A 20,346-nucleotide genomic window follows, 5' to 3' on the forward strand; every position below is an offset into this window, starting at 1 on the left:
CTGGAACGGTGGCTGCACAAAGCGCAAATTTTCGCCCCATTTTTGTTCAGTTGCATTCCGTCCATGGTGCAACAAATATACAGCCCGGTTATATAACGAACCCTAAACCCATTAATATCAATAGCTAATGATTTGGCACAGGCTTTGCTTAGATGAATTCAATCTTGTATACCAGATGGGATTCAGAAAATGGCCTCAGTTTCAGACACCGTTGCGTCACCCTTTCGCGGCTTTACCTTACGGGAATGGCAGCAACATTATCGCAGCGCGCCGGACAGCCTGCGCACCACGCTTTCCCTGGTTTTGGCAAGCCTGAGTGAAACAGACACCGCCTGGATTTATCTCGCCACGGCAGAGCAGCTTGAAGCACAAATCACCCGTCTTGAAACCCTGCGCGAACAGGCTGAAGGTTCCCTGAGCGCCCTGCCGTTGTTTGGCGTGCCGTTCGCCGTCAAAGACAATATGGATATCGCTGGCTGGCCGACCACGGCAGCCTGTCCGGCGTTTGCTTATACCGCAGATGCGGATGCCACCGTTATCGCCAACCTGAAAGCCAAAGGCGCGGTGGTGATCGGTAAAACCAATCTGGATCAGTTTGCCACCGGTCTGGTGGGCACCCGCTCACCGTATGGCGCCGTACGTAATACATTCAATCCGGAGTACGTCAGTGGTGGTTCCAGTTCCGGTTCTGCGTCGGTGCTGGCCCGCGGTCTGGTGGCATTTTCGCTGGGTACCGACACCGCCGGCTCCGGACGCGTTCCGGCTGGCTTTAATAATATTGTCGGGCTGAAACCGACCAAAGGCTGGCTGTCGAATACCGGTGTGGTGCCGGCCTGTCGCCTGAATGATACCGTCTCGATTTTCGCCCTGACCGTCGCCGATGCCCAAATCATTGCCCACGCCGCTGGCGGATATGATGCCGCCGATGCCTATTCCCGTAAAAATCCACATACCGCGCCGGTGGCCTTACCGGCACAGCCGCGCATTGCCGTGCCCGATCGTCTGGAATTCTTTGGCGATACACAGGCAGAAGCGGCGTTTAACCAGGCCCTCGATCACCTGCGCCACCATGGGGTGACACTGGAACCCATTGATTTCACGCCGTTCCGCGAACTGGCTGAACAGTTGTATTACGGTGCGTGGGTGGCAGAACGTACCGTGGCGGTTGGCGAAATATTTGAGGAAAGTCCGGAAGCGATGGATCCGGTCGTGCGCGGGATAGTGGCTAATGGCGTGAACTATACCGCCTGTGACGCCTGGCGCGCCGAGTATTTACGGGCGGAACTGGCGCGCAAAATTCATCTGGCGCTGGAAGGATTTGACGCGCTGGTCGTGCCGACATCGCCAACCATCCGCACACAGGAAGAGTTGGTACAGGAGCCGGTGCTCTACAACTCGCAGTTCGGCATTTACACCAACTTCACCAATCTGGCGGATTTGTCAGCGCTGGCGCTACCTGCCGGTCTGCGTGCGGACGGCCTGCCCGCCGGTATCACCCTTATCGCTCCCGCCTGGCACGATGATGCGCTGGCGAATTTTGGCCGTCAGTGGCAGCGCAGCCTGAGCCTGCCGCTCGGTGCGACCGGGCTTACGATGAAACCTGAAGAATTCATGACTGCCACGCCGGTGAATGCTGCCTGCGTGCGCGTCGCCGTAGTCGGCGCTCACCTGACCGGTATGCCACTCAATTTCCAGCTCACCAGCCGCCATGCGGTGCGCGTCGAACAAACCACTACCGCGGCTACCTACAAGCTCTACGCCCTCGCCAACACCACACCGCCCAAACCGGGGCTGGTGCGGGCGGAAGGCGGCAGCACCATCATCGTCGAACTCTGGGATATCCCGCTGGCGCGCTTTGGTGAATTTGTCGCTGAAATCCCGGCACCGCTGGGTATCGGCTCTCTCGAACTGGCAGATGGCCGCATCGTAAAAGGGTTTATTTGTGAACCGTGGGCGATCAGCGGAGCCACGGATATCACGGCGTTTGGCGGCTGGAGAAGTTACCTCCACAGCCTCAATTCATCACCGGTAAAAAGCTGAGGAACGCACATGTTCAATATCGTATTGATTGCTAACCGTGGCGAAATCGCCTGCCGTGCGATCCGCACGCTGAAACGTCTGGGCATTACCAGCGTGGCCGTTTATTCCGATGCCGACCGCAATGCACCGCATGTCACACAGGCGGATATCGCCATCGCGCTGGGCGGCGAAAAGGCCAGTGATAGCTACCTGATGATCGACAAAATTCTGGCCGCCGCCAAAGAAACCGGCGCGCAGGCAATTTATCCGGGATACGGCTTTTTATCCGAAAGCGCAGAATTCGCCGATGCCTGCGAAGCCACCGGGATTGCCTTTATCGGCCCGACCGCCGGACAAATCCGCGAGTTTGGCCTCAAGCATCGCGCCCGCGAATTAGCCGGAGCCGCAAATGTGCCGATGACGCCGGGCACCGGTTTGCTCGACAGCATTGATGACGCGGTGAAAGCTGCCGCTGAAATCGGCTATCCGGTGATGCTGAAAAGTACCGCGGGCGGCGGGGGGATTGGCCTGACGCGCTGCGACGATGAAGAGGCATTACGCGCCGCGTGGGACAGCGTGAAACGTCTCGGCGAGCAGTTTTTCCGTGATGCCGGTGTGTTTCTGGAACGCTTTGTCGATCGCGCCCGCCATGTCGAAGTGCAAATTTTTGGCGACGGCAAAGGCCGCGTGGTGGCCCTCGGCGAACGGGACTGTTCATTGCAGCGCCGCAATCAGAAAGTCGTGGAGGAAACGCCTGCGCCGAATCTGCCGCAGGCCAGCCGCGAAGCGTTACATCTCGCCGCCGTGCAGCTGGGTGAATCGGTCAGTTACCGCAGCGCCGGTACCGTTGAATTTATCTATGACGCCGCGCGTGACGAATTTTATTTTCTCGAAGTGAATACCCGTTTACAGGTTGAACATCCGGTCACCGAAATGGTCACCGGTCTGGATTTGATCGAATGCATGCTGAATGTTGCCGCCGGTATCCCGCTGAACTGGTCTGCCATGGAAAAAGCCTCGCAGGGCGCGTCCATGGAAGTGCGTATTTACGCTGAAGATCCGCTGAAGAATTTCCAGCCAAGTCCCGGCGTGCTGACTGAAGTATTTTTCCCCGGCGATGTGCGTGTCGACGGCTGGGTCTCTACCGGCAGCGAAGTGTCAGCATTTTATGACCCGATGATCGCCAAGCTGATTGTTCACGGCACCGATCGTCAGGATGCACTGGTGAAAATGTCCGCCGCGCTGACCGCCACCCGCCTGCACGGTATCGCCACCAATATCGATTATTTGCGACAGGTGGTTGCCACGCCGGTATTCCGCGAAGGTCAGATGTGGACACGCATGCTCGACAGTTTTGCTTACGCGCCAAACGCCATCGAAGTGATTGCCCCCGGCACCTACAGCAGCGTGCAGGATTATCCGGGACGTCTCGGTTACTGGGATATCGGCGTGCCGCCTTCCGGCCCGATGGATGATTTCGCCTTCCGTCTCGCCAACCGCATTGTAGGTAATCATCCGGATGCCGCTGGCCTGGAATTCACGTTGCAGGGGCCGGTGCTGCGTTTTCATTGCGACACCGTTATCGCACTGACCGGTGCACGTTGCCCGGCAACGCTTGACGGCGAACCCGTGTCTTACTGGCAGCCGGTGGAGGTGAAAGCCGGTCAGACGCTGACGCTTGGCCGCGCCACGCAGGGTTGCCGCACTTATCTTGCCGTGCGTAATGGTTTCGACGTGCCGGTGTATCTCGGCAGCCGCTCAACCTTTGCGCTCGGGCAGTTTGGCGGTCACGCCGGCCGCACGCTGCGCGTCGCCGATATGCTGACCGTCTCGCAGCCGGCACTCGCGGCCTGCACTACGCCTGCGCCGGTCAGTTTACCGCAGGCAGCAGCGGAAAATATCGTGCCGCCTTACGGTGAACTCTGGAATATCGGGGTGCTTTACGGGCCACACGGCGCACCGGATTTCTTCACGAAAGAATCCATCGATGCCTTTTTTGCTGCCGAATGGCAGGTGCATTACAACTCCAACCGCCTCGGTGTGCGGCTGGTCGGTCCGAAACCGCAATGGGCGCGACAGGACGGCGGCGAAGCCGGTCTGCATCCCTCGAATGTTCATGACTGTGAATACGCCATTGGCGCGATCAACTTTACCGGCGACTTTCCGGTGATTCTGACCCGCGACGGGCCAAGCCTCGGCGGTTTCGTTTGCCCGGTGACCATCGCCAAAGCCGAACTGTGGAAAGTCGGACAGGTAAAACCGGGCGATAAAATCCGTTTCCATCCGATCAGTTTTGAGCAGGCGCAGGCGCTGGAACAGGCACAACAAGCCACGCTCGATTCACTGATGCCGGTCAACGCGGTAGCGCTGCCCGTGCCATCCCTGCTGCCGGACAACACCGCTTCCGCCACGGTTCTTGCGGCTTTACCGGCGACGGCGGAACGCCCGTCGGTGGAATACCGTCAGGCAGGTGACAGCTACGTGCTGATTGAGTACGGCGATAACGTGCTGGATCTGGCGGTGCGCATGCGCATTTATCTGCTGATGAACGCCATCAGGGCCGCCGGTCAGCAAGGTATAGAAGAACTGTCGCCGGGCGTGCGCTCGCTGCAAATCCGTTATGACAGCCGTGTGCTGCATCAGACCGCGCTGCTGCAACATTTACTGACGCTGGAACACAATCTGGCCGATGTCAGCCAGCTGAAAATCCCGACCCGCATCGTGCATATGCCGATGGCGTTTGAAGATTCAGCGACGCTCGGTGCGGTCGAACGCTACCAGCAAACCGTGCGGGCCGATGCGCCGTGGCTGCCCAATAACGTTGATTTCATCCAGCGCACCAACGGGCTGGCAAACCGTGAAGAGGTGAAAAACATCATTTTCGACGCCAGCTATCTGATCCTCGGCCTGGGTGATGTCTATCTCGGCGCACCCTGCGCGGTGCCGGTCGATCCGCGCCATCGCCTGCTCAGTTCCAAATACAACCCGGCGCGGACCTTCACCGCCGAAGGCACGGTCGGCATCGGCGGCATGTACATGTGCATTTATGGCATGGATTCGCCGGGCGGCTATCAGCTGGTCGGCCGCACGCTGCCGATCTGGAATAAGTTCCTGAAAAATGAGCAGTTCAGGAATGGTGAGCCGTGGCTGCTGCACTTCTTCGACCAGGTGCGGTTCTACGAAGTTACTGAAGCCGAACTGGAGGTTCAGCGCGAAGCTTTCCGTGAAGGGCGCGCACAAATCCGTATCGAAGAGACGGAGTTCGATTTTGCGCGATATACGCAATTCCTTGCGGATAACGCCGCCGATATTGCTGATTTTCGCACCCGGCAAACTGAAGCTTTTACCCGCGAAGTGGCGCACTGGCACGAAGCGGAAAGCGCCGCCGTGGAAGCGGCTGCCAACGCCGTGCAGTTAGTGGAAGACGATGCGGATCAGGACGGGCATTTGGTCAGCGCCGACCTCAACGGCAATGTCTGGAAAATTCTGGTGCAGCCGGGGCAGCAGGTCGAAGAAGGCCAGCCGCTGATCGTGGTGGAGGCCATGAAAATGGAGCTGTCAGTGAACGCCCCCTGCGCTGGCACTGTCCTGAAAATCAGTTGCCAGCAAGGCCGTCCGGTCGGGCCAGGTGATGCATTGTTGTGGCTGGACACCGCCGTCTGAAGCCGTTCAACACTGTTTTAAAAACCTAAGGGAATATTTTATGCAACTGACTGGCCCGAAATCTTCACGCAGTAAAAGCCGTCCGGAAGGGCTGGCGGAACGCATTTATCAGCAACTGAAAGACGACATTTTCAGTTTTCGCCTGCTGCCGGGTGACCGGTTCAGTGAAAACGACATTGCCGACCGGATGGACGTCAGCCGCACACCGGTACGTCAGGCGCTGTTCTGGCTGGAGCACGAAGGCTACGTCGAAGTGTTTTTCCGCAGCGGCTGGCAGGTGCGCCCGTTCGATTTCGACTTTTTCGAGCAATTGTACGACCTGCGCATCGTGCTGGAACTGGAAGCGGTAAAACGGCTGTGCGCATTGCCGCCTGCCGCCCAGCCCTTGCAGCTGGCCGAACTGAAAGCGTTCTGGGTTGATCAGCCTCAGCTGGCAGATGGCCAGGTGGTATCGCGTTATGACGAAGCGTTTCACATGACGCTGGTGGCTGCAGCCGGTAACGCCGAAATGGCGCGTATCCACCGCGAGCTGACGGAGAAAATCCGCATCATCCGGCGTCTGGATTTCACCAAAGGTGAGCGGGTTAACGCCACCTATAAAGAGCATGCGGGCATTTTGCTCGCCATCATTCAACAAAAAACCGGGGAGGCACAACGCCAGTTACACGACCACATTGCCGTCAGTAAAGCCGAGGTGCGAAAAATTACTTTGCATATGTTGCACCGGGCGCGGGCGGAGAGTGACGAGGGCAACCCGTCATGACTTTTTTAAATGTTGTTTCGACTTTCATCATACCCGCGTTCTCTTAACGTATTTAAATCACAGCATTTTACAGAGGATTCATCTATGCAACGTCGACGTTTTATTAAAGCCTTTGCTCTTTCCGCCACCGTAGTCAGCATGGGCCTGGCCTGGAGCGCGCAGGCTGCCGACACCATCAAAGTCGGTATCATGCACTCGCTTTCCGGCACCATGGCGATTTCAGAAACCCCGCTGAAAGACGTGGCGCTGATGACCATTGACGACATCAACGCCAAAGGCGGCGTGCTGGGCAAAAAACTGGAACCGGTGGTCGTCGATCCGGCTTCCAACTGGCCATTGTTCGCCGAAAAAGCCCGCCAGTTGCTGACGCAGGATAAAGTCGCGGTAGTGTTTGGCTGCTGGACCTCGGTGTCGCGTAAATCCGTGCTGCCGGTGTTTGAAGAACTGAACGGCCTGCTGTTCTATCCGGTGCAATACGAAGGCGAAGAAATGTCGCCAAACGTGTTCTACACCGGTGCAGCGCCTAACCAGCAGGCGATCCCGGCGGTGGAATATCTGATGAGTGAAGACGGCGGTGCGGCCAAACGCTTCTTCCTGCTCGGCACCGATTATGTGTATCCGCGAACTACTAACAAAATTCTGCGCGCCTTCCTGCATTCCAAAGGCGTGAAAGACAGCGATATCGAAGAAGTCTATACGCCGTTCGGTTACAGCGATTATCAGACTATCGTCTCCAACATTAAGAAATTCTCCGCAGGCGGAAAAACTGCCGTGATTTCCACTATCAACGGTGATTCCAACGTGCCGTTCTACAAAGAGCTGGCAAATCAGGGTGTGAAAGCGACCGATGTGCCGGTAGTGGCGTTCTCTGTGGGTGAAGAAGAACTGCGTGGGATCGACACCAAACCGCTGGTGGGCGATCTCGCGGCGTGGAACTACTTCGAGTCCGTCGATAACCCGACCAACAAGAAATTCGTGGCCGAATGGAAGGCCTACGCTAAAGCCCACAAACTGCCAAACGCCGATAATGCGGTCACCAACGACCCGATGGAAGCGACTTATGTCGGTATCCATATGTGGGCACAGGCGGTGGAAAAAGCCGGTACGACGGACGTGGATAAAGTCCGCGCCGCCATGGCCGGGCAGACCTTCGCCGCACCATCCGGCTTCACGCTGACCATGGATAAAACCAACCATCACCTGCACAAACCGGTAATGATCGGCGAAATCGAATCCAACGGTCAGTTCAACGTGGTCTGGCAGACCGACAAACCTATCCGCGCCCAGCCGTGGAGCCCGTACATCGCGGGTAACGATAAAAAGCCAGATACTCCGGTAAAAACGACTCACTGATCATTCATGAGTCGCCATTAATACCCCATCCCAGCCCTCCCCTTCACAGGGGAGGGAGCAGATCGGCGCTTTTCACTCCTCCCCCTGCGAAGGGGGAGACTGGGGAGAGGGTTTAGCAACGAACTCCGGGCAACAGGAAAACATCATGACGCATTTTTTATCTCACTTCAGGCCACTGATTTTCCTGCTTGGTTGCCTTCCGCTTCTGGCCGTGGCGGGGGCGGCGAATGACTTTGCTGCCGCCAGCCGCAGCCAGCAGGCCACGTTATTACAGCAATGGGCGGCCGATCCGCAGCCGGAAAGACTGCCCCTGCTCGAAGCACTGAAGCAGGAAAACGTCGTCACCGACGAAGCGAAACATGCGTTTGTGCAAAAGGGTGATCAGCTGGCACCGCTGGAAGGTGACGTGAAGCCGCAGGGCGAAGTCAAAAAAGTCTGGCTGAATAACCGTCTGCGTATCCTGATTGCCAATGCGCTTTCCGCACACCGTCTGGTGAGCACAGACAGCGCCGTCCGGTTGCAGGCCGCCAAATCTCTGCAACGCGAAGCGCAGGCCGATCAGTTGTCGCTGCTGACCCGTCGTCTTGAGCTGGAAAAGGACAGCACGGTGCACGACGCCCTTTCCATCGCGCTGGCGAATTTACAGCTGGCCGATACCCGTCCGCAGGTGCGCCTGAAGGCCGTTGAACTGCTCGGCACGTCGGGCGATCCGGACACGCAAGGCCGTCTGCAAAGCCTGACGGATCCGAAAACCGAGCCTGACGCTACGGTGCGCAACGCCGCGCTCGCCAGCCTGAAAGCGGTGCAGCATCGCCTGATGATTGGCGATTTGCTCGGGCAGGCGTTTACCGGTTTGTCGCTCGGCTCGATTCTGCTGCTGGCTGCGCTCGGTCTGGCGATCACTTACGGTTTGCTGGGCGTGATTAACATGGCGCACGGCGAAATGTTAATGATCGGCTCCTATTCGACCTATATGGTGCAGTCGCTGTTTCAGCACTACGCGCCGGGTCTGCTGGCGCTGTATCCGCTGGTCGCGCTGCCGGTGGCCTTTTTCATTACCGCCGGGATTGGCATGGCGCTGGAGCGCACCGTCATCCGCCATTTATACGGACGCCCTCTGGAAACCTTGCTGGCAACCTGGGGCATCAGCCTGATCCTCATCCAGGGCGTGCGCATGCTGTTTGGCGCGCAAAACGTCGAAGTGGCGAACCCCGGCTGGCTCTCCGGCGGCATTCAGTTGCTGCCAAATCTGGTGCTGCCGTACAACCGCATCGCGGTAATCATCTTCGTATTGCTGGTGCTCGGCCTGACCTGGTTGCTGCTCAATAAAACCCGGCTGGGCATGAACGTACGCGCCGTGACGCAAAACCGCGCCATGGCAGCCTGCTGCGGCGTACCGACCGGACGCGTCGATATGCTGGCGTTCGGCCTTGGTTCCGGCATTGCCGGTTTAGGCGGCGTGGCATTATCGCAGCTCAGCAATGTCGGCCCGGAACTCGGCCAGGGCTATATCATCGACTCCTTCTTAGTCGTGGTGCTTGGCGGTGTCGGACAACTGGCCGGTACCGTGGTGGCGGCTTTTGGGCTGGGCATCGTGAACAAAATTCTTGAGCCGGAGATCGGCGCGGTATTGGGGAAAATCCTGATCCTCGCGCTGATTATCCTGTTTATTCAGAAACGTCCTCAGGGACTCTTCGCCTTCAAAGGCAGGGTGATTGACTGATGAGCCAGCCTCTGACGATTACCGGCGTACAAAAAGCGCCAAAGATTGCGATTTCGGTGGGCACGCTGGTGCTTATCGGTCTGATTGTGATGCCGTTTCTGGCGCTGTTGCCCGCCAGTAATCCGCTGGCGATCTCCACCTATACGCTGACATTGATCGGCAAGATCCTCTGCTACGCGATCGTGGCGATCGCGCTCGATCTGGTCTGGGGTTACGCCGGTTTGCTGTCGCTCGGCCACGGGTTATTTTTCGCCCTTGGCGGTTATGCGATGGGCATGTATTTAATGCGGCAGGCCGCAGGCAGCGGACTGCCGGATTTTATGTCGTTTCTGTCGTGGACGGAGCTGCCGTGGTTCTGGGCGGGTACCCAGCATTTTGCGTGGGCGTTGTGTCTGATCGTACTGGTGCCCGGCGCGCTGGCGTTTGTTTTCGGTTATTTCGCCTTCCGCTCAAAAATCAAAGGTGTCTATTTTTCGATCATGACGCAGGCGCTGACTTACGCCGGTATGTTGCTGTTTTTCCGCAATGAAACCGGCTTCGGCGGCAATAACGGTTTCACCGGTTTCACCACCCTGCTCGGCTTTCCGGTTACCGCTACCGGTACCCGCGTGGGATTATTTTTAGCCACGGTTATGGTGCTGGTCGCCAGTCTGGCGCTCGGCTTTGCGCTGGCGCGCAGTAAATATGGCCGCGTGCTGACGGCGGTGCGCGACGCAGAAAACCGGTTGATTTTCTGCGGCTACGATCCGAAAGGCTTCAAGCTGTTCGTCTGGACAATTTCCGCCATGCTATGCGGCCTGGCGGGTGCGCTGTATGTGCCGCAGGTCGGAATTATCAACCCGGGTGAAATGTCGCCGACCAACTCCATCGAAGCGGCTATCTGGGTGGCCCTCGGCGGACGCGGCACGCTGATCGGCCCGATTATTGGCGCAGGCATCGTCAACGGCGCGAAAAGCTGGTTCACCGTCGCCATTCCCGAATACTGGCAATTTGTGCTCGGTGGCATGTTTATTCTGGTGACGCTGTTCCTGCCGCAAGGTGTGATTGGCCTGCTGCGCAAGAGGAAATCCTGATGGATCCGCTCAACATGACCGAAGACCTGTTTACCCGGCCGCAGCTGGCGGACCGGCATCGCGAACAAACTGACCCGATTTTGCAACTGGAAAACATCAACGTCAGTTTTGACGGATTTAAGGCGCTGACCAATTTGTCGCTGAACATCGGCGTCGGTGAATTACGCTGTGTAATCGGCCCGAACGGCGCGGGAAAAACCACGCTGATGGATGTCATCACCGGCAAAACCAAACCGCAAAGCGGCCGCGTTTTTTACGATCAGCGTACCGATCTGACGAAGCTGGATCCGGTGCAGATTGCGCAGTCCGGCATCGGGCGGAAATTCCAGAAACCGACCGTATTTGAAGCACTGACCGTATTCGAAAATCTGGAAATCGCGCAGAAAACCCATAAATCGGTATGGGCCTGTCTGCGTGCCAAAATGAACAGCGAACAGCGTGACCGCATTGATGAAATGCTTGGTACGCTGCGCCTGGCAGCGGAACGCCACCGGCCAGCAGGCCTGCTTTCGCATGGCCAGAAACAGTTTCTGGAAATCGGCATGCTGCTGGTACAGGAGCCGCATCTGTTGCTGCTCGACGAGCCGGCGGCAGGCATGACTGATGCCGAAACCGAATACACCGCCGAGTTGTTCAAACAACTGGCGGGCAGACATTCGCTGATGGTAGTCGAGCACGATATGGGGTTTGTGGAAACCATCGCTGACCACGTCACCGTGCTGCATCAGGGCCAGGTACTGGCTGAAGGCTCGCTGCGTGAAGTGCAGGCCAACGAGCAGGTCATCGACGTGTATTTAGGACGCTGAGGAATCGCATTATGTTGCAGGTAAATGAACTGAATCAGTTTTACGGCGGCAGCCACATTTTGCGCGGCCTGTCTTTCGAGGCAAAAATCGGTGAGGTCACCTGCCTGCTCGGGCGTAATGGTGTCGGGAAAACTACGCTGCTCAAGTGCCTGATGGGACTGATTCCGGCGAAGTCCGGCACCATCAGCTGGCAGGATCAGGTGATCAATAACCGCAAACCGCACCAGCGCGTGCAGGCGGGGATCGCTTACGTCCCGCAGGGACGCGAAATTTTTCCGCGCCTGACGGTGGAAGAAAATCTGCTGATGGGATTATCGCGTTTCTCCGGCAGTGCGGCAAAGCAGGTGCCGGATGAAATCTATCACCTGTTCCCGATCCTGCTGGAAATGAAACATCGCCGTGGCGGGGATTTGTCCGGCGGCCAGCAGCAGCAACTGGCAATCGGCCGCGCGCTGGCCTGTAAGCCGGGCCTGCTGATCCTCGACGAACCGACAGAAGGCATTCAGCCATCGGTGATCAAGGAAATCGGCGCAGTGATCAAACAGCTCGCAGCCCGGGGTGACATGGCGATCCTGCTGGTTGAACAATTCTATGATTTCGCTGCCGCTCTGGCCGACAGCTATCTTGTGATGTCGCGCGGCAGCATTGTGAAACGCGGTCGCGGGGCAGAAATGGAGGCGGAAGGAGTTCGGGGGCTGGTGGCGATTTAATTTTGTATTTCTGGATATCATGGCAATTATGCCGAAACTATAGATAACAGTCGCCGCTGTGATGACAAGCACCTCTCTGAGCCAGGAGAGACTTTATTGTGCTGTCTCTGGCACCTCCGGTAATAATAGGCCCAGTGAATTCCTTTACTCATAATGAGTGTGGTTCGACTGATGCTCGATATGTATTGCATCAATTGAATAAACGTAAAGACGCTATCGGTGTCTGAAGATCATCATTTAGGAGAGTGAATTCAATGAAACTACGGCTAACTCAGCAAGAGTATTGCAACTTTTCCGGCATCATTACAGAAGTAAATTTCCTAAATGGGGTTTCGGAGAAAGACGTGTCACTACAGCAAGTCTCGGCTGTTCGATCAATAACTGAAGCAATCCTTATACCTAAAAACAATGATGAAACAGAGATGCTGGGTTACACCGCGAAGAACATCGACGCAGCTCTAACAGCAGAAATAAATCCTGTAGAATTTAATCTTGGGCTTGATGAAAGTGTTTTAAGCACACTTAATCAGTCGAATGTTGGGACACTTTCAGTTATGGCTTTTGGAGCTGTTGGCGATGGTGTTACGGACGATTCTTTAGCATTTCAAAGTGCACTTACAGCAGCACATCTGATGGGGGGAGGAAGAGTATTTGTACCTACCCCTGGTGTTGAATATCGGCTTACTTACCCTATTTTTTTATTCAGTAATACAGAGCTCTTTGGTACAGGAGCGAGTTGTCGCATCATCATGGAGAACCCCACCTTAGCGATAAAAGGTCGCGGATGTATCGTTATTGGTTCTAGTAATGAAATCAACCGTGATAAAGCTATAACTGCATACAACGCGGGTACATTCCCATTTGCATCCGTTACAGATAGATCTTTTGTTAACCCGAACCTAGGTGCCTTCTTAAGGGATAATCAACAATTCGTCCAATCGTCGAAATGTTCCGTACATGATTTATATCTTGTTGCACGATATACCGGTTCCAATCTTGATGGCGGCTATGGTGTAAATATGGTAAATAGTCAGTTTTGTTCTGTTTATAATATCTGGGGGGAGGGATGGACTCAGCTTATCGGAATTGGTTCAGACGTCACTCCAGAAACGCCTTCGAACTATGAATGCCATGCTTATAATTTACATGTCATTACTCCTAACCAAAACAAAACTTATTACTCCATTGGATTCATAGCTAATTCTACAGATTGCTCCATTAAATGTGCTAAGCAAATTCAGCCAATGGCGCCTGGTTCTGCTAATGGTTCAGGGGTTGCTACAAATGTAGTTGAAAATATAGAAATTGCAGACATATTCATACCTGATTTAGGTCGAACAATGTCATCTGAAGGTATTCTACTTAATAACGCTAAGAATTGCAGCGTTAAGAACATCCATATTGGCAATGCTATCACTGCGGTTTCCACATATTACACATTATCCGAATTTAATGATAAATCCAAACCAAACTTTATTAATGGTATAATTGCAGTTGATTGTGATCAAGCAATCAGCATTTATTCAAAAAACACAACCATTGACAACGTAATGACAAAAAACTGTCTATACGAATTATATTTCGGCAACCTCAACGCAACAGAAAACACTATTAAATATGACATTAACAATTTCAGGTTTAATACAGACAAACCTCCTTATTTTTATTTGCAAAATAACACAGTTAAAGGTTGGAAATATCAATACAAATACCTTAGACCAGGTGATATTATGTTTAGTGATAAATCCAATGCAAATACTATAAACTTAAATAAAACAGTTGCGACAAAAGCAGGAACAGAAATATCCTTTCTTTATAATATACCAGACAGCATGAAAGCTATTGCAGATGTGCGGTGCTATTTAACTTTTGGAGCGAACGCTCTCACAGGAAACTCGGCTGGTGCATCAAGAGTCGATCTTTCTCTGAGAAGAATGGTCGCATTTGATGGAAATAGTAATGCGACGCCCTTTATAGAAATGGCCAATAGCAGAAGCGCTACCTCTGATGCACTGACTGATACGAACCTTGTCACACAGGCTACAAGTACAGCCCCTGGTTTTATTCCAGGCAAAGGATCGATTCACGGGTTGGACAACAGTCTCGACGTATTAATTATGATGACAAACAACGTCGTAAATAATGTGATGAAGGAGATCCGCATCGCATACTATGGAGATTAAAGAGTTCACCGTCGCTCAGGTCAAAACCATCTAGCATTTATCACACTCTTTCAACAAAAATCTCCTCATCAGCGGCGTGTCAGCATCAAATTATTTGCTGCTCGACGCCCGTTCCAACGTTGTAGGTAAAGTCTGCCAGTGGTGCCTCGATTACCTTCTGGATCCGGAGATTAAGGCGCAGCGGTTCAGGAAGTGAAAACTCGGATATTACTGCTGTCTAACGAAAACAGTCGCTATTTGCAGCTACCTGGTTCACCATAAACCTAACTGCTAGGTTTATGGATAAACTCATGCCCACAATTCTCCGCTTTTCAGCATGGTTGATGATGGTTTACAGCCATGATCACCTGCCGCGCCATGTTCATTTAAGGCGCACCGTTCAACCAATAAAGATGGCTTTCGACCGTCATTCACTTAACTACGACACAATGGAAATTTATGGTGTCGCCACGTTCGCGGAGATCAAAGCTTTGTTTCGTTACTTAGAAGCCAATATCGTCACGCTCAAGGCTTAATGGGAGAAGATCCATGGCACCAATGACACGATTTGATGCGGCGTTAAAACGCGGGCAGCAAACGGCTAATGGCCCTTCCCGCCCTGTTTCGGTGGAATATCGTCCTGAACAACATGCCTTTACGGTCATGCACGGCGACGGCGTCGGGTATCTTATTAACATTGATTTGATTGAGGAACTTCAGCACGCAACGCAGGAACAACTGATCACCGCAGAAGTCGATGGTTTCAGCAAAGCACTGCGTATTCCGGCCTGTAATGTGGATATCTATCTGCCAGGTTTACTTGCAAAAATTCTTTTTGATGCCAGCGATTTACAGAAAATTGTTGCCTCAATTAATGGTGCCATGCGCAGCGCCGTTAAAGCCAGTGCCAGCCGGGAAAATGGCAAAAAAGGCGGACGTCCGCGTAAAATTACAGAGTTAAGTTAATGCCAAAAATCAAAAGTCAGGAAGCCCTGATGCGTCAGCGTAAGCGCTGGATCATGCTGGCGGTGCTGGTGGCGGTTATCGCCGGGTGCCATCAGTGGTGGAAACAGGGGAAGCTGGTTTCGGAGCAGTGGAGCCCGAATAAACAGTACGTGGTGCGCGAGTATAAAACCTTTGAATTTATCCCGCGTATGACCATGCCGGGCGATGGCGGTCATTACTCCGGCTACATGCGCGTATATAACCGTGACGGTAAGCAGTTTTACGAAGAGTATTCCGATCTTCTCGACTTTATCGAAGGCCCGTTCTGGGCGAAAGAAGGCGTCTACTGGATGGGCAATGAAAATCAGGACATCGTGCGGCTGCCGACGTCGCCGGTGGAGTGAAACTTCACTGATGAAACCTTAGGCAGTTTAGGATTAACAGCCGTACAATATTTCGAATGAATCGAATGAATCATTCGAAGGAAGTCACTAAGCGCTAATGAAGTCAAAACTCAATTTGGTGATGTTCTTTTGAGAGTCCAGCGGAAACCTGTGTAAATCAATCGGAACGGCAAACCCGTAGATCTCTTCCGGTTTCTCCATCAGCACCATGTGGCGTACTTTTTAACCACTCCTGCCGGGCTCGTATTTATGGTAATCATGCATAAGAGCCGATCTCCTGCCGATACTCTTTCCATGAGATTGCATGAGCCTGAAGCCAGTTATCAGGTTATGCTTCAGGATTAACAGACACAAAAAAGCCGCGACTTGCGCGGCTTTTAACATTTCAGCATCAGAGTAAATCTTTAACTTCTGACTTTACGGTAGATAAACAGCACAACGATTGCACCAATCACCGCGACAACGAAGCTGCCGAAGTTGAATCCGTCCACGCGACCAAAGCCGAAGAAGGTACTGATATAACCCCCTACAACAGCACCGACAACACCCAGAACGACAGTCAGAATGAATCCGCCGCCATCTCTGCCTGGCATGATCCACTTCGCCAGAATACCTGCGATCAGACCAAAGATAATCCAGGATAAAATTCCCATTTTTCGACTCCTCCGAATAAATTTCCGTTACCGTGAATATTGTTCAGCCAAGTTAGCCAAACAAGAGCAGAACGATTCAGGCCCTGCGAGCAGAACGCGTGTTTTACACGCATGCCCTCCTTCTTGAACTACAGATAAAGTCTAGCACCATTCTACAAAACCGCCCAAAATCAGCAGGAAGGGAAGAAATGCAGAGAAATCTAAGGCACTTTCAGACAGTGTCAGCACGAATGCGGTTTCGTCAGTTGCCTGCACGGGGACGTAAAATTGCGTAAAAAGTAGACCAAATTTTTTGAACGAGATACTCAAATCAATCCGTTTTTCATCCCTGAAGATCACGCCTATTATACATTCATCGAAAGGCAACCACCTTTCACTCTCATAACCTGAATGGATAAATCATCATGAAAAACGTCAAAATTTTTGCTGTAGCTGCCACCCTTTCCCTGATCTCTTTCGGCAGCTTCGCGGCTCAGCAGATTAATCAGCCAACAAATGACATGCAGAAAATCGGTGTAATTTCCGCCGCCAACTCCACCTCTATCAGTGGCCTGGAAGCGAAACTTTCTCAACAAGCACAGGAAGCCGGTGCCTCTTCTTACCGCATCATCTCCGTGACCGGTAACAACAAACTGCACGCTGACGCTGAAATCTATAAATAATCTCCTGCATAAAACCCGCTGAAAAGCCTGTGGAAGCCCGACTTCCACAGGCTTTTTTATTTGCCCGTATTTTTATGCCGAATTTCATTTAAATTCGTGATTGCATCTGTGCCGCACGTTTCACTATTCTGGGTTTTTCGCTCATCAGGAAAAGCCATGACCCTCACCGAATCCCTGCTTTCTTACGCGCTTGCCGCCGGTATTTTAACGCTTACGCCCGGTCTCGATACCGCACTGGTGTTGCGCACTGCTGCCAGTCAGGGCAGTAAAAAGGCGCTGTTTACCGCTTTTGGCATCAGCACAGGATGTCTGGTCTGGGGCGCAATGGTGGCACTCGGTCTCGGTGCCGTGCTGGCTGCCTCTGAAATCGCCTTCAATGTTTTGAAATGGATCGGTGCCGCGTATCTGGCTTGGCTGGGCCTGCAGATGTTGTTCAAACCCCGCAGCGAAATGAACATGGATGCGCCGGAAAGCCGCCACAAAGCCTTGCGTATCGGAAACTCGCCGTTCGTTAAAGGTCTTTTTGGCAATGTGCTTAACCCGAAAGTCGGCGTGTTTTATGTCTCCTTCCTGCCGCAGTTCGTCGCCACCGGCTATCCTGTCGGGCCATATATTTTCGGCCTCGCCGCCATGCATGCGGTGATCGGGACGTTATGGTCAGTCACGATGATTTCGGCCACCCGCCCGCTGTCGCGCTGGTTGCGCCGTCCGGCAGTGGTCAGAACGCTGGATCGCCTTACCGGCACCGTATTTATCGCTTTTGCAGTTCGCCTCGCTACGACAAAACGTTAACAATAAAAGGAAAAATGTCATGAAGACCCGTCTCAGCCATGCCCCGACCGAAAGCGATCTCGAGGAGATCAAAACGGCACTGCGGGATTTCAACAGAAACTTTATCCCGAAACCGACATTCCGCGAGTTGGGTATTTTTGTGGAAGATGAAAATGGAAAGAAGCTGGCGGGTATCGTAGCGGAAACCGTCGGTTACTGGATGTACATAAAAATGCTATGGGTCGATGAATCGCTGCGCGGCAAAGATGTCGGCACGCAGCTGATTACAGAAGCAGAAGAAGAAGCCAAAGCACGGGGTTGCCGTTACTCGCTGGTTGATACGTTCAGTTTTCAGGCGCGGCCTTTCTATGAACGTATGGGCTATAGCATGCAAATGGCGCTGGAGGATTATATCCCTGACTCCCGTGCGCCGGACGATGCGCCCTCAACGCATACGCGGTTCTTTCTGACAAAAACGTTAAGCTGAAAGCGCCAGCCATTCCTTAACCGATGGCCGCTGCCATTGCGCATCTGCGTACGCGGCCAGTTTTTCCGGTACCGGATCACCGTTCAGATGCAGACGGTTAATCATCAGCGCCAGATCCACGTCCGCAATACACCATTCGCCAAATAAATGTTCTTTGTCGCCCAACAAAAACGCGGCGGCGGCATACAGTTTTTCAGCCGCCTGCTGTCCGTTTGTACTGAGCGCCGGACGTTTCGCACCGGCAAACACCACTTCAGTTGAGCGCTCTTCGCGAATGGGCATCAGATCACTGCGCAGCCATGCCTGTACTTCACGGGCCTTGGCGCGGTTTTCAGGGTCAGCCGGGTAAATCGCCGGGAACGTCGGCGCCGGGAATAACTCTTCGACATATTCATCAATCGCAGAAGATTCGGATAAGACAAAAGCGCCGTTGGTTAATGTCGGTACGCGGCGGGTGATGGAAATCGCCGAATAATTTTCTTTCAGGTTTTCTGCATTAGCCAGATCCACCTTTTCCAGTTCAAAGGGAATGCCTTTTTCGGTTAACGCGACAAAAGCCGACATCACGTAAGGACTGAAAAAATTGGCGTCGGAATACAAAATTAGCGAAGGCTGGCTCATAGCAAACTCCTGAAAGAAAGAGAACAAAGGAGAAAAACATAGCGCAGAAAGAGGGAGGTGTCGTTAAAAACTCATTCAGATGATAAACCCGAGTGGAGTTGTTGGGATACGGGCAATTTTCCTCATTCTAAAGAATGCGTACATCATCTTATACATTCAGCTAATTTTCAGAAACTGATTAAAGAAGATATTTTCCGCACCAAACTTTCGCACGTTTTTTAGCCATTGCCATTTGGCTTAAGTCAATATACCCTCTAAAAAAACGCCAAACAAACGGACTTCAAAGGGCGCCTTATGGATAATTCAGAAGAGATAGCACAGCGCATTACCGACATAATTATTTCACCTGATTCAGCTATTGGTTTGGTACATGGAATACTTTCCGTGCCAGTTGATCTGGGATATCTTGCGTATGGTTTTTTCGATACAGATTCATACCACGCACATGAAACAGAAACAATAAGAATAATAGAATCGATTAAACGTGGAATACTGGAACATGATCGGATTACGGACGCGATACAGATTATACTTAACGATTTCAATAAATATGTTTCAGAAAGCGAAAAAAACAAAACATACAGCCGATCTTTTTTCTCAGTTGTCGGCAGAACTGCAACTAATACAGTTATTGCCGGGAAAGTTGCTATCGCGATAGCTCAAGGAACAAGCTTTTTTGTGAAAGTAAGAGGCGGGGTCATTGGAAACATATTATTAGTCGGAGGAATGAAAGAACGCTGCATTCGGGCATCAGAAAAGCTGAGCGTGGAAGTGCCTGAACTCTACGCTACTTTGCGGTTAAAAGATTATGATCTGCTTTATTTCCTGTTCGAGCCTGCCCTGTCACCTTTTATTGACGCCCTGTCTGTTCGACACCAACAAGGCTCTCCCGCGTTTGATAGGATCCTAAAAATTATAGATTCAAAAGTTGGAGCCCGTGGATAGGTGGATAAGAAACCCAGTTTTATGAAGAAAGCTGCAAACGCTGCAGTAGGTCAAATAGGCGCAATCCTTGGTGGTGCATCAGTCTGGTTTTCGTTATTCTTTGTATTTTATTTTGATACCTGGCTGGAGAGATTGCTCGCCATTTCAGCTATGGTATTTGTCATATGGATTATTGGTAAACTAATCGATAAATATTACCCGCAAGATAACTAAACATTAAAAATAAGGATATTTCATGTCAAATCCAGCATATTTATTTCTAACCGGAGTAGATGGTTCGCCCATTGTTGGTGGTTCGTTGAAGCCGAATACTTCAATATCATTTTGGAAAATGTAAAAGTTACATCCATTGCACCAAATTTATACCCAGGCAACCAGACTGGAACACATTTTGAAACTATCCCACTACGCTATGAAAGCATTACATGGAAGTATGTAAACGGGAATATCATTTATAAAGATACCTGGAATGAACGCATAACCGCCTAATAGATCGGCGACAACCCACTACAGCCTCCCTCTCTGCTTCTGAAATCCAAAAACGACATATAAAGTCGGCATTTTTACGCCTCCAACCCGGCTCATC

At 52.6% G+C, this 20,346-nt stretch carries 19 protein-coding genes and 1 pseudogene; 18 read left to right on the plus strand and 2 right to left on the minus strand.

Annotated features, from left to right (window positions below; genetic code table 11):
• The first annotated feature begins 189 nt into the window (after positions 1-189).
• The 12 genes from atzF (at position 190) to J1781_RS21435 (ending at position 15,621) form a co-directional block, all read left to right on the plus strand.
• Positions 190-2,040: an allophanate hydrolase gene (gene atzF / locus J1781_RS21380; RefSeq protein WP_217234159.1), complete on the plus strand. Its 1,851-nt coding sequence runs from the start codon at positions 190-192 to the stop codon at positions 2,038-2,040.
• 9 nt (positions 2,041-2,049) lie between these two features.
• Positions 2,050-5,682, plus strand: a complete 3,633-nt coding sequence (uca, locus tag J1781_RS21385) for an urea carboxylase (RefSeq protein ID WP_217234160.1) — start codon at positions 2,050-2,052, stop codon at positions 5,680-5,682.
• Positions 5,683-5,722: 40 nt separating this feature from the next.
• On the plus strand, positions 5,723-6,445 hold the full coding sequence (locus J1781_RS21390; protein WP_217234161.1) for a GntR family transcriptional regulator: 723 nt from the start codon (positions 5,723-5,725) through the stop codon (positions 6,443-6,445).
• 84 nt (positions 6,446-6,529) lie between these two features.
• The gene (gene urtA / locus J1781_RS21395) at positions 6,530-7,798 is read left to right on the plus strand and encodes an urea ABC transporter substrate-binding protein (RefSeq protein WP_129953968.1); all 1,269 of its coding nucleotides are present in this window, start codon (positions 6,530-6,532) and stop codon (positions 7,796-7,798) included.
• 145 nt (positions 7,799-7,943) lie between these two features.
• Positions 7,944-9,521 carry an urea ABC transporter permease subunit UrtB gene (urtB, locus tag J1781_RS21400; RefSeq protein WP_217234162.1) on the plus strand — a complete coding sequence of 526 codons (1,578 nt, stop codon included), beginning with the start codon at positions 7,944-7,946 and terminating at the stop codon, positions 9,519-9,521.
• Positions 9,521-10,594, plus strand: coding sequence for an urea ABC transporter permease subunit UrtC (gene urtC, locus J1781_RS21405; protein WP_129953972.1), 1,074 nt, complete (start codon positions 9,521-9,523; stop codon positions 10,592-10,594). The genes urtB and urtC overlap by 1 nt, the downstream gene beginning before the upstream one ends.
• Positions 10,594-11,400: an urea ABC transporter ATP-binding protein UrtD gene (urtD, locus tag J1781_RS21410; protein WP_205951600.1), complete on the plus strand. Its 807-nt coding sequence runs from the start codon at positions 10,594-10,596 to the stop codon at positions 11,398-11,400. The genes urtC and urtD overlap by 1 nt, the downstream gene beginning before the upstream one ends.
• A gap of 11 nt (positions 11,401-11,411) precedes the next feature.
• Positions 11,412-12,110: an urea ABC transporter ATP-binding subunit UrtE gene (urtE, locus tag J1781_RS21415; RefSeq protein ID WP_129953974.1), complete on the plus strand. Its 699-nt coding sequence runs from the start codon at positions 11,412-11,414 to the stop codon at positions 12,108-12,110.
• A 254-nt stretch (positions 12,111-12,364) separates the two neighbouring features.
• Entirely contained in the window at positions 12,365-14,293 is a 1,929-nt protein-coding gene (locus tag J1781_RS21420) for a glycosyl hydrolase family 28-related protein (protein WP_217234163.1), read from the plus strand.
• Between the two features lie 290 nt (positions 14,294-14,583).
• Entirely contained in the window at positions 14,584-14,808 is a 225-nt protein-coding gene (locus tag J1781_RS21425) for a hypothetical protein (protein WP_217218698.1), read from the plus strand.
• Positions 14,809-14,821: 13 nt separating this feature from the next.
• Complete coding sequence (locus J1781_RS21430) at positions 14,822-15,238, plus strand: DUF2442 domain-containing protein (RefSeq protein ID WP_217157371.1); 417 nt, start codon at positions 14,822-14,824, stop codon at positions 15,236-15,238.
• Entirely contained in the window at positions 15,238-15,621 is a 384-nt protein-coding gene (locus J1781_RS21435; protein WP_217157369.1) for a hypothetical protein, read from the plus strand. The genes J1781_RS21430 and J1781_RS21435 overlap by 1 nt, the downstream gene beginning before the upstream one ends.
• Positions 15,622-16,025: 404 nt before the next feature.
• Here the strand turns inward: J1781_RS21435 and J1781_RS21440 are convergent, their stop codons facing one another.
• Positions 16,026-16,274, minus strand: a complete 249-nt coding sequence (locus J1781_RS21440) for a GlsB/YeaQ/YmgE family stress response membrane protein (protein WP_129953977.1) — start codon at positions 16,272-16,274, stop codon at positions 16,026-16,028.
• Between the two features lie 404 nt (positions 16,275-16,678).
• On the opposite strand from J1781_RS21440, the gene bhsA reads away from it, so the two are divergent.
• The 3 genes from bhsA to J1781_RS21455 all read left to right on the plus strand — a co-directional run bounded on the left by bhsA (position 16,679) and on the right by J1781_RS21455 (position 18,194).
• Positions 16,679-16,936 (plus strand): multiple stress resistance protein BhsA, encoded by a 258-nt coding sequence (gene bhsA, locus J1781_RS21445; RefSeq protein WP_129991521.1) that lies wholly within the window; start codon positions 16,679-16,681, stop codon positions 16,934-16,936.
• A 156-nt stretch (positions 16,937-17,092) separates the two neighbouring features.
• Positions 17,093-17,728, plus strand: a complete 636-nt coding sequence (locus J1781_RS21450; protein ID WP_129953980.1) for a LysE family translocator — start codon at positions 17,093-17,095, stop codon at positions 17,726-17,728.
• A 19-nt stretch (positions 17,729-17,747) separates the two neighbouring features.
• Entirely contained in the window at positions 17,748-18,194 is a 447-nt protein-coding gene (locus tag J1781_RS21455) for a GNAT family N-acetyltransferase (RefSeq protein ID WP_129953982.1), read from the plus strand.
• Here J1781_RS21455 and yfcF read toward each other — a convergent pair.
• Positions 18,186-18,815 carry a glutathione transferase gene (yfcF, locus tag J1781_RS21460; protein WP_129953984.1) on the minus strand — a complete coding sequence of 210 codons (630 nt, stop codon included), beginning with the start codon at positions 18,813-18,815 and terminating at the stop codon, positions 18,186-18,188. The genes J1781_RS21455 and yfcF overlap by 9 nt on opposite strands.
• 294 nt (positions 18,816-19,109) lie before the next feature.
• Here yfcF and J1781_RS21465 point away from each other — a divergent pair, with 294 nt between their 5' ends.
• The 3 genes and pseudogenes from J1781_RS21465 to J1781_RS21475 form a co-directional block, all read left to right on the plus strand.
• Positions 19,110-19,760, plus strand: a complete 651-nt coding sequence (locus tag J1781_RS21465; RefSeq protein WP_217234164.1) for an Ssp6 family T6SS pore-forming effector — start codon at positions 19,110-19,112, stop codon at positions 19,758-19,760.
• A gap of 21 nt (positions 19,761-19,781) precedes the next feature.
• On the plus strand, positions 19,782-19,973 hold the full coding sequence (locus J1781_RS21470) for a hypothetical protein (RefSeq protein ID WP_037040778.1): 192 nt from the start codon (positions 19,782-19,784) through the stop codon (positions 19,971-19,973).
• An 84-nt stretch (positions 19,974-20,057) separates the two neighbouring features.
• Positions 20,058-20,249: pseudogene (locus tag J1781_RS21475) on the plus strand (type VI secretion system tube protein Hcp); the annotation flags it as partial.
• Positions 20,250-20,346: the final 97 nt, after the last annotated feature.

Origin of the sequence: Rahnella perminowiae, assembly GCF_019049695.1 — a bacterium.
Lineage (GTDB): Bacteria > Pseudomonadota > Gammaproteobacteria > Enterobacterales > Enterobacteriaceae > Rahnella > Rahnella perminowiae.

Bases quoted from the DNA above. Each gene is read 5' to 3' on its own strand.
- atzF (WP_217234159.1), top strand. From the start codon at position 190: ATGGCCTCAGTTTCAGACACCGTTGCGTCACCCTTTCGCGGCTTTACC.
- uca (WP_217234160.1), top strand. From the start codon at position 2,050: ATGTTCAATATCGTATTGATTGCTAACCGTGGCGAAATCGCCTGCCGT.
- J1781_RS21390 (WP_217234161.1), top strand. From the start codon at position 5,723: ATGCAACTGACTGGCCCGAAATCTTCACGCAGTAAAAGCCGTCCGGAA.
- urtA (WP_129953968.1), top strand. From the start codon at position 6,530: ATGCAACGTCGACGTTTTATTAAAGCCTTTGCTCTTTCCGCCACCGTA.
- urtB (WP_217234162.1), top strand. From the start codon at position 7,944: ATGACGCATTTTTTATCTCACTTCAGGCCACTGATTTTCCTGCTTGGT.
- urtC (WP_129953972.1), top strand. From the start codon at position 9,521: ATGAGCCAGCCTCTGACGATTACCGGCGTACAAAAAGCGCCAAAGATT.
- urtD (WP_205951600.1), top strand. From the start codon at position 10,594: ATGGATCCGCTCAACATGACCGAAGACCTGTTTACCCGGCCGCAGCTG.
- urtE (WP_129953974.1), top strand. From the start codon at position 11,412: ATGTTGCAGGTAAATGAACTGAATCAGTTTTACGGCGGCAGCCACATT.
- J1781_RS21420 (WP_217234163.1), top strand. From the start codon at position 12,365: ATGAAACTACGGCTAACTCAGCAAGAGTATTGCAACTTTTCCGGCATC.
- J1781_RS21425 (WP_217218698.1), top strand. From the start codon at position 14,584: ATGCCCACAATTCTCCGCTTTTCAGCATGGTTGATGATGGTTTACAGC.
- J1781_RS21430 (WP_217157371.1), top strand. From the start codon at position 14,822: ATGGCACCAATGACACGATTTGATGCGGCGTTAAAACGCGGGCAGCAA.
- J1781_RS21435 (WP_217157369.1), top strand. From the start codon at position 15,238: ATGCCAAAAATCAAAAGTCAGGAAGCCCTGATGCGTCAGCGTAAGCGC.
- J1781_RS21440 (WP_129953977.1), bottom strand. From the start codon at position 16,274: ATGGGAATTTTATCCTGGATTATCTTTGGTCTGATCGCAGGTATTCTG.
- bhsA (WP_129991521.1), top strand. From the start codon at position 16,679: ATGAAAAACGTCAAAATTTTTGCTGTAGCTGCCACCCTTTCCCTGATC.
- J1781_RS21450 (WP_129953980.1), top strand. From the start codon at position 17,093: ATGACCCTCACCGAATCCCTGCTTTCTTACGCGCTTGCCGCCGGTATT.
- J1781_RS21455 (WP_129953982.1), top strand. From the start codon at position 17,748: ATGAAGACCCGTCTCAGCCATGCCCCGACCGAAAGCGATCTCGAGGAG.
- yfcF (WP_129953984.1), bottom strand. From the start codon at position 18,815: ATGAGCCAGCCTTCGCTAATTTTGTATTCCGACGCCAATTTTTTCAGT.
- J1781_RS21465 (WP_217234164.1), top strand. From the start codon at position 19,110: ATGGATAATTCAGAAGAGATAGCACAGCGCATTACCGACATAATTATT.
- J1781_RS21470 (WP_037040778.1), top strand. From the start codon at position 19,782: ATGAAGAAAGCTGCAAACGCTGCAGTAGGTCAAATAGGCGCAATCCTT.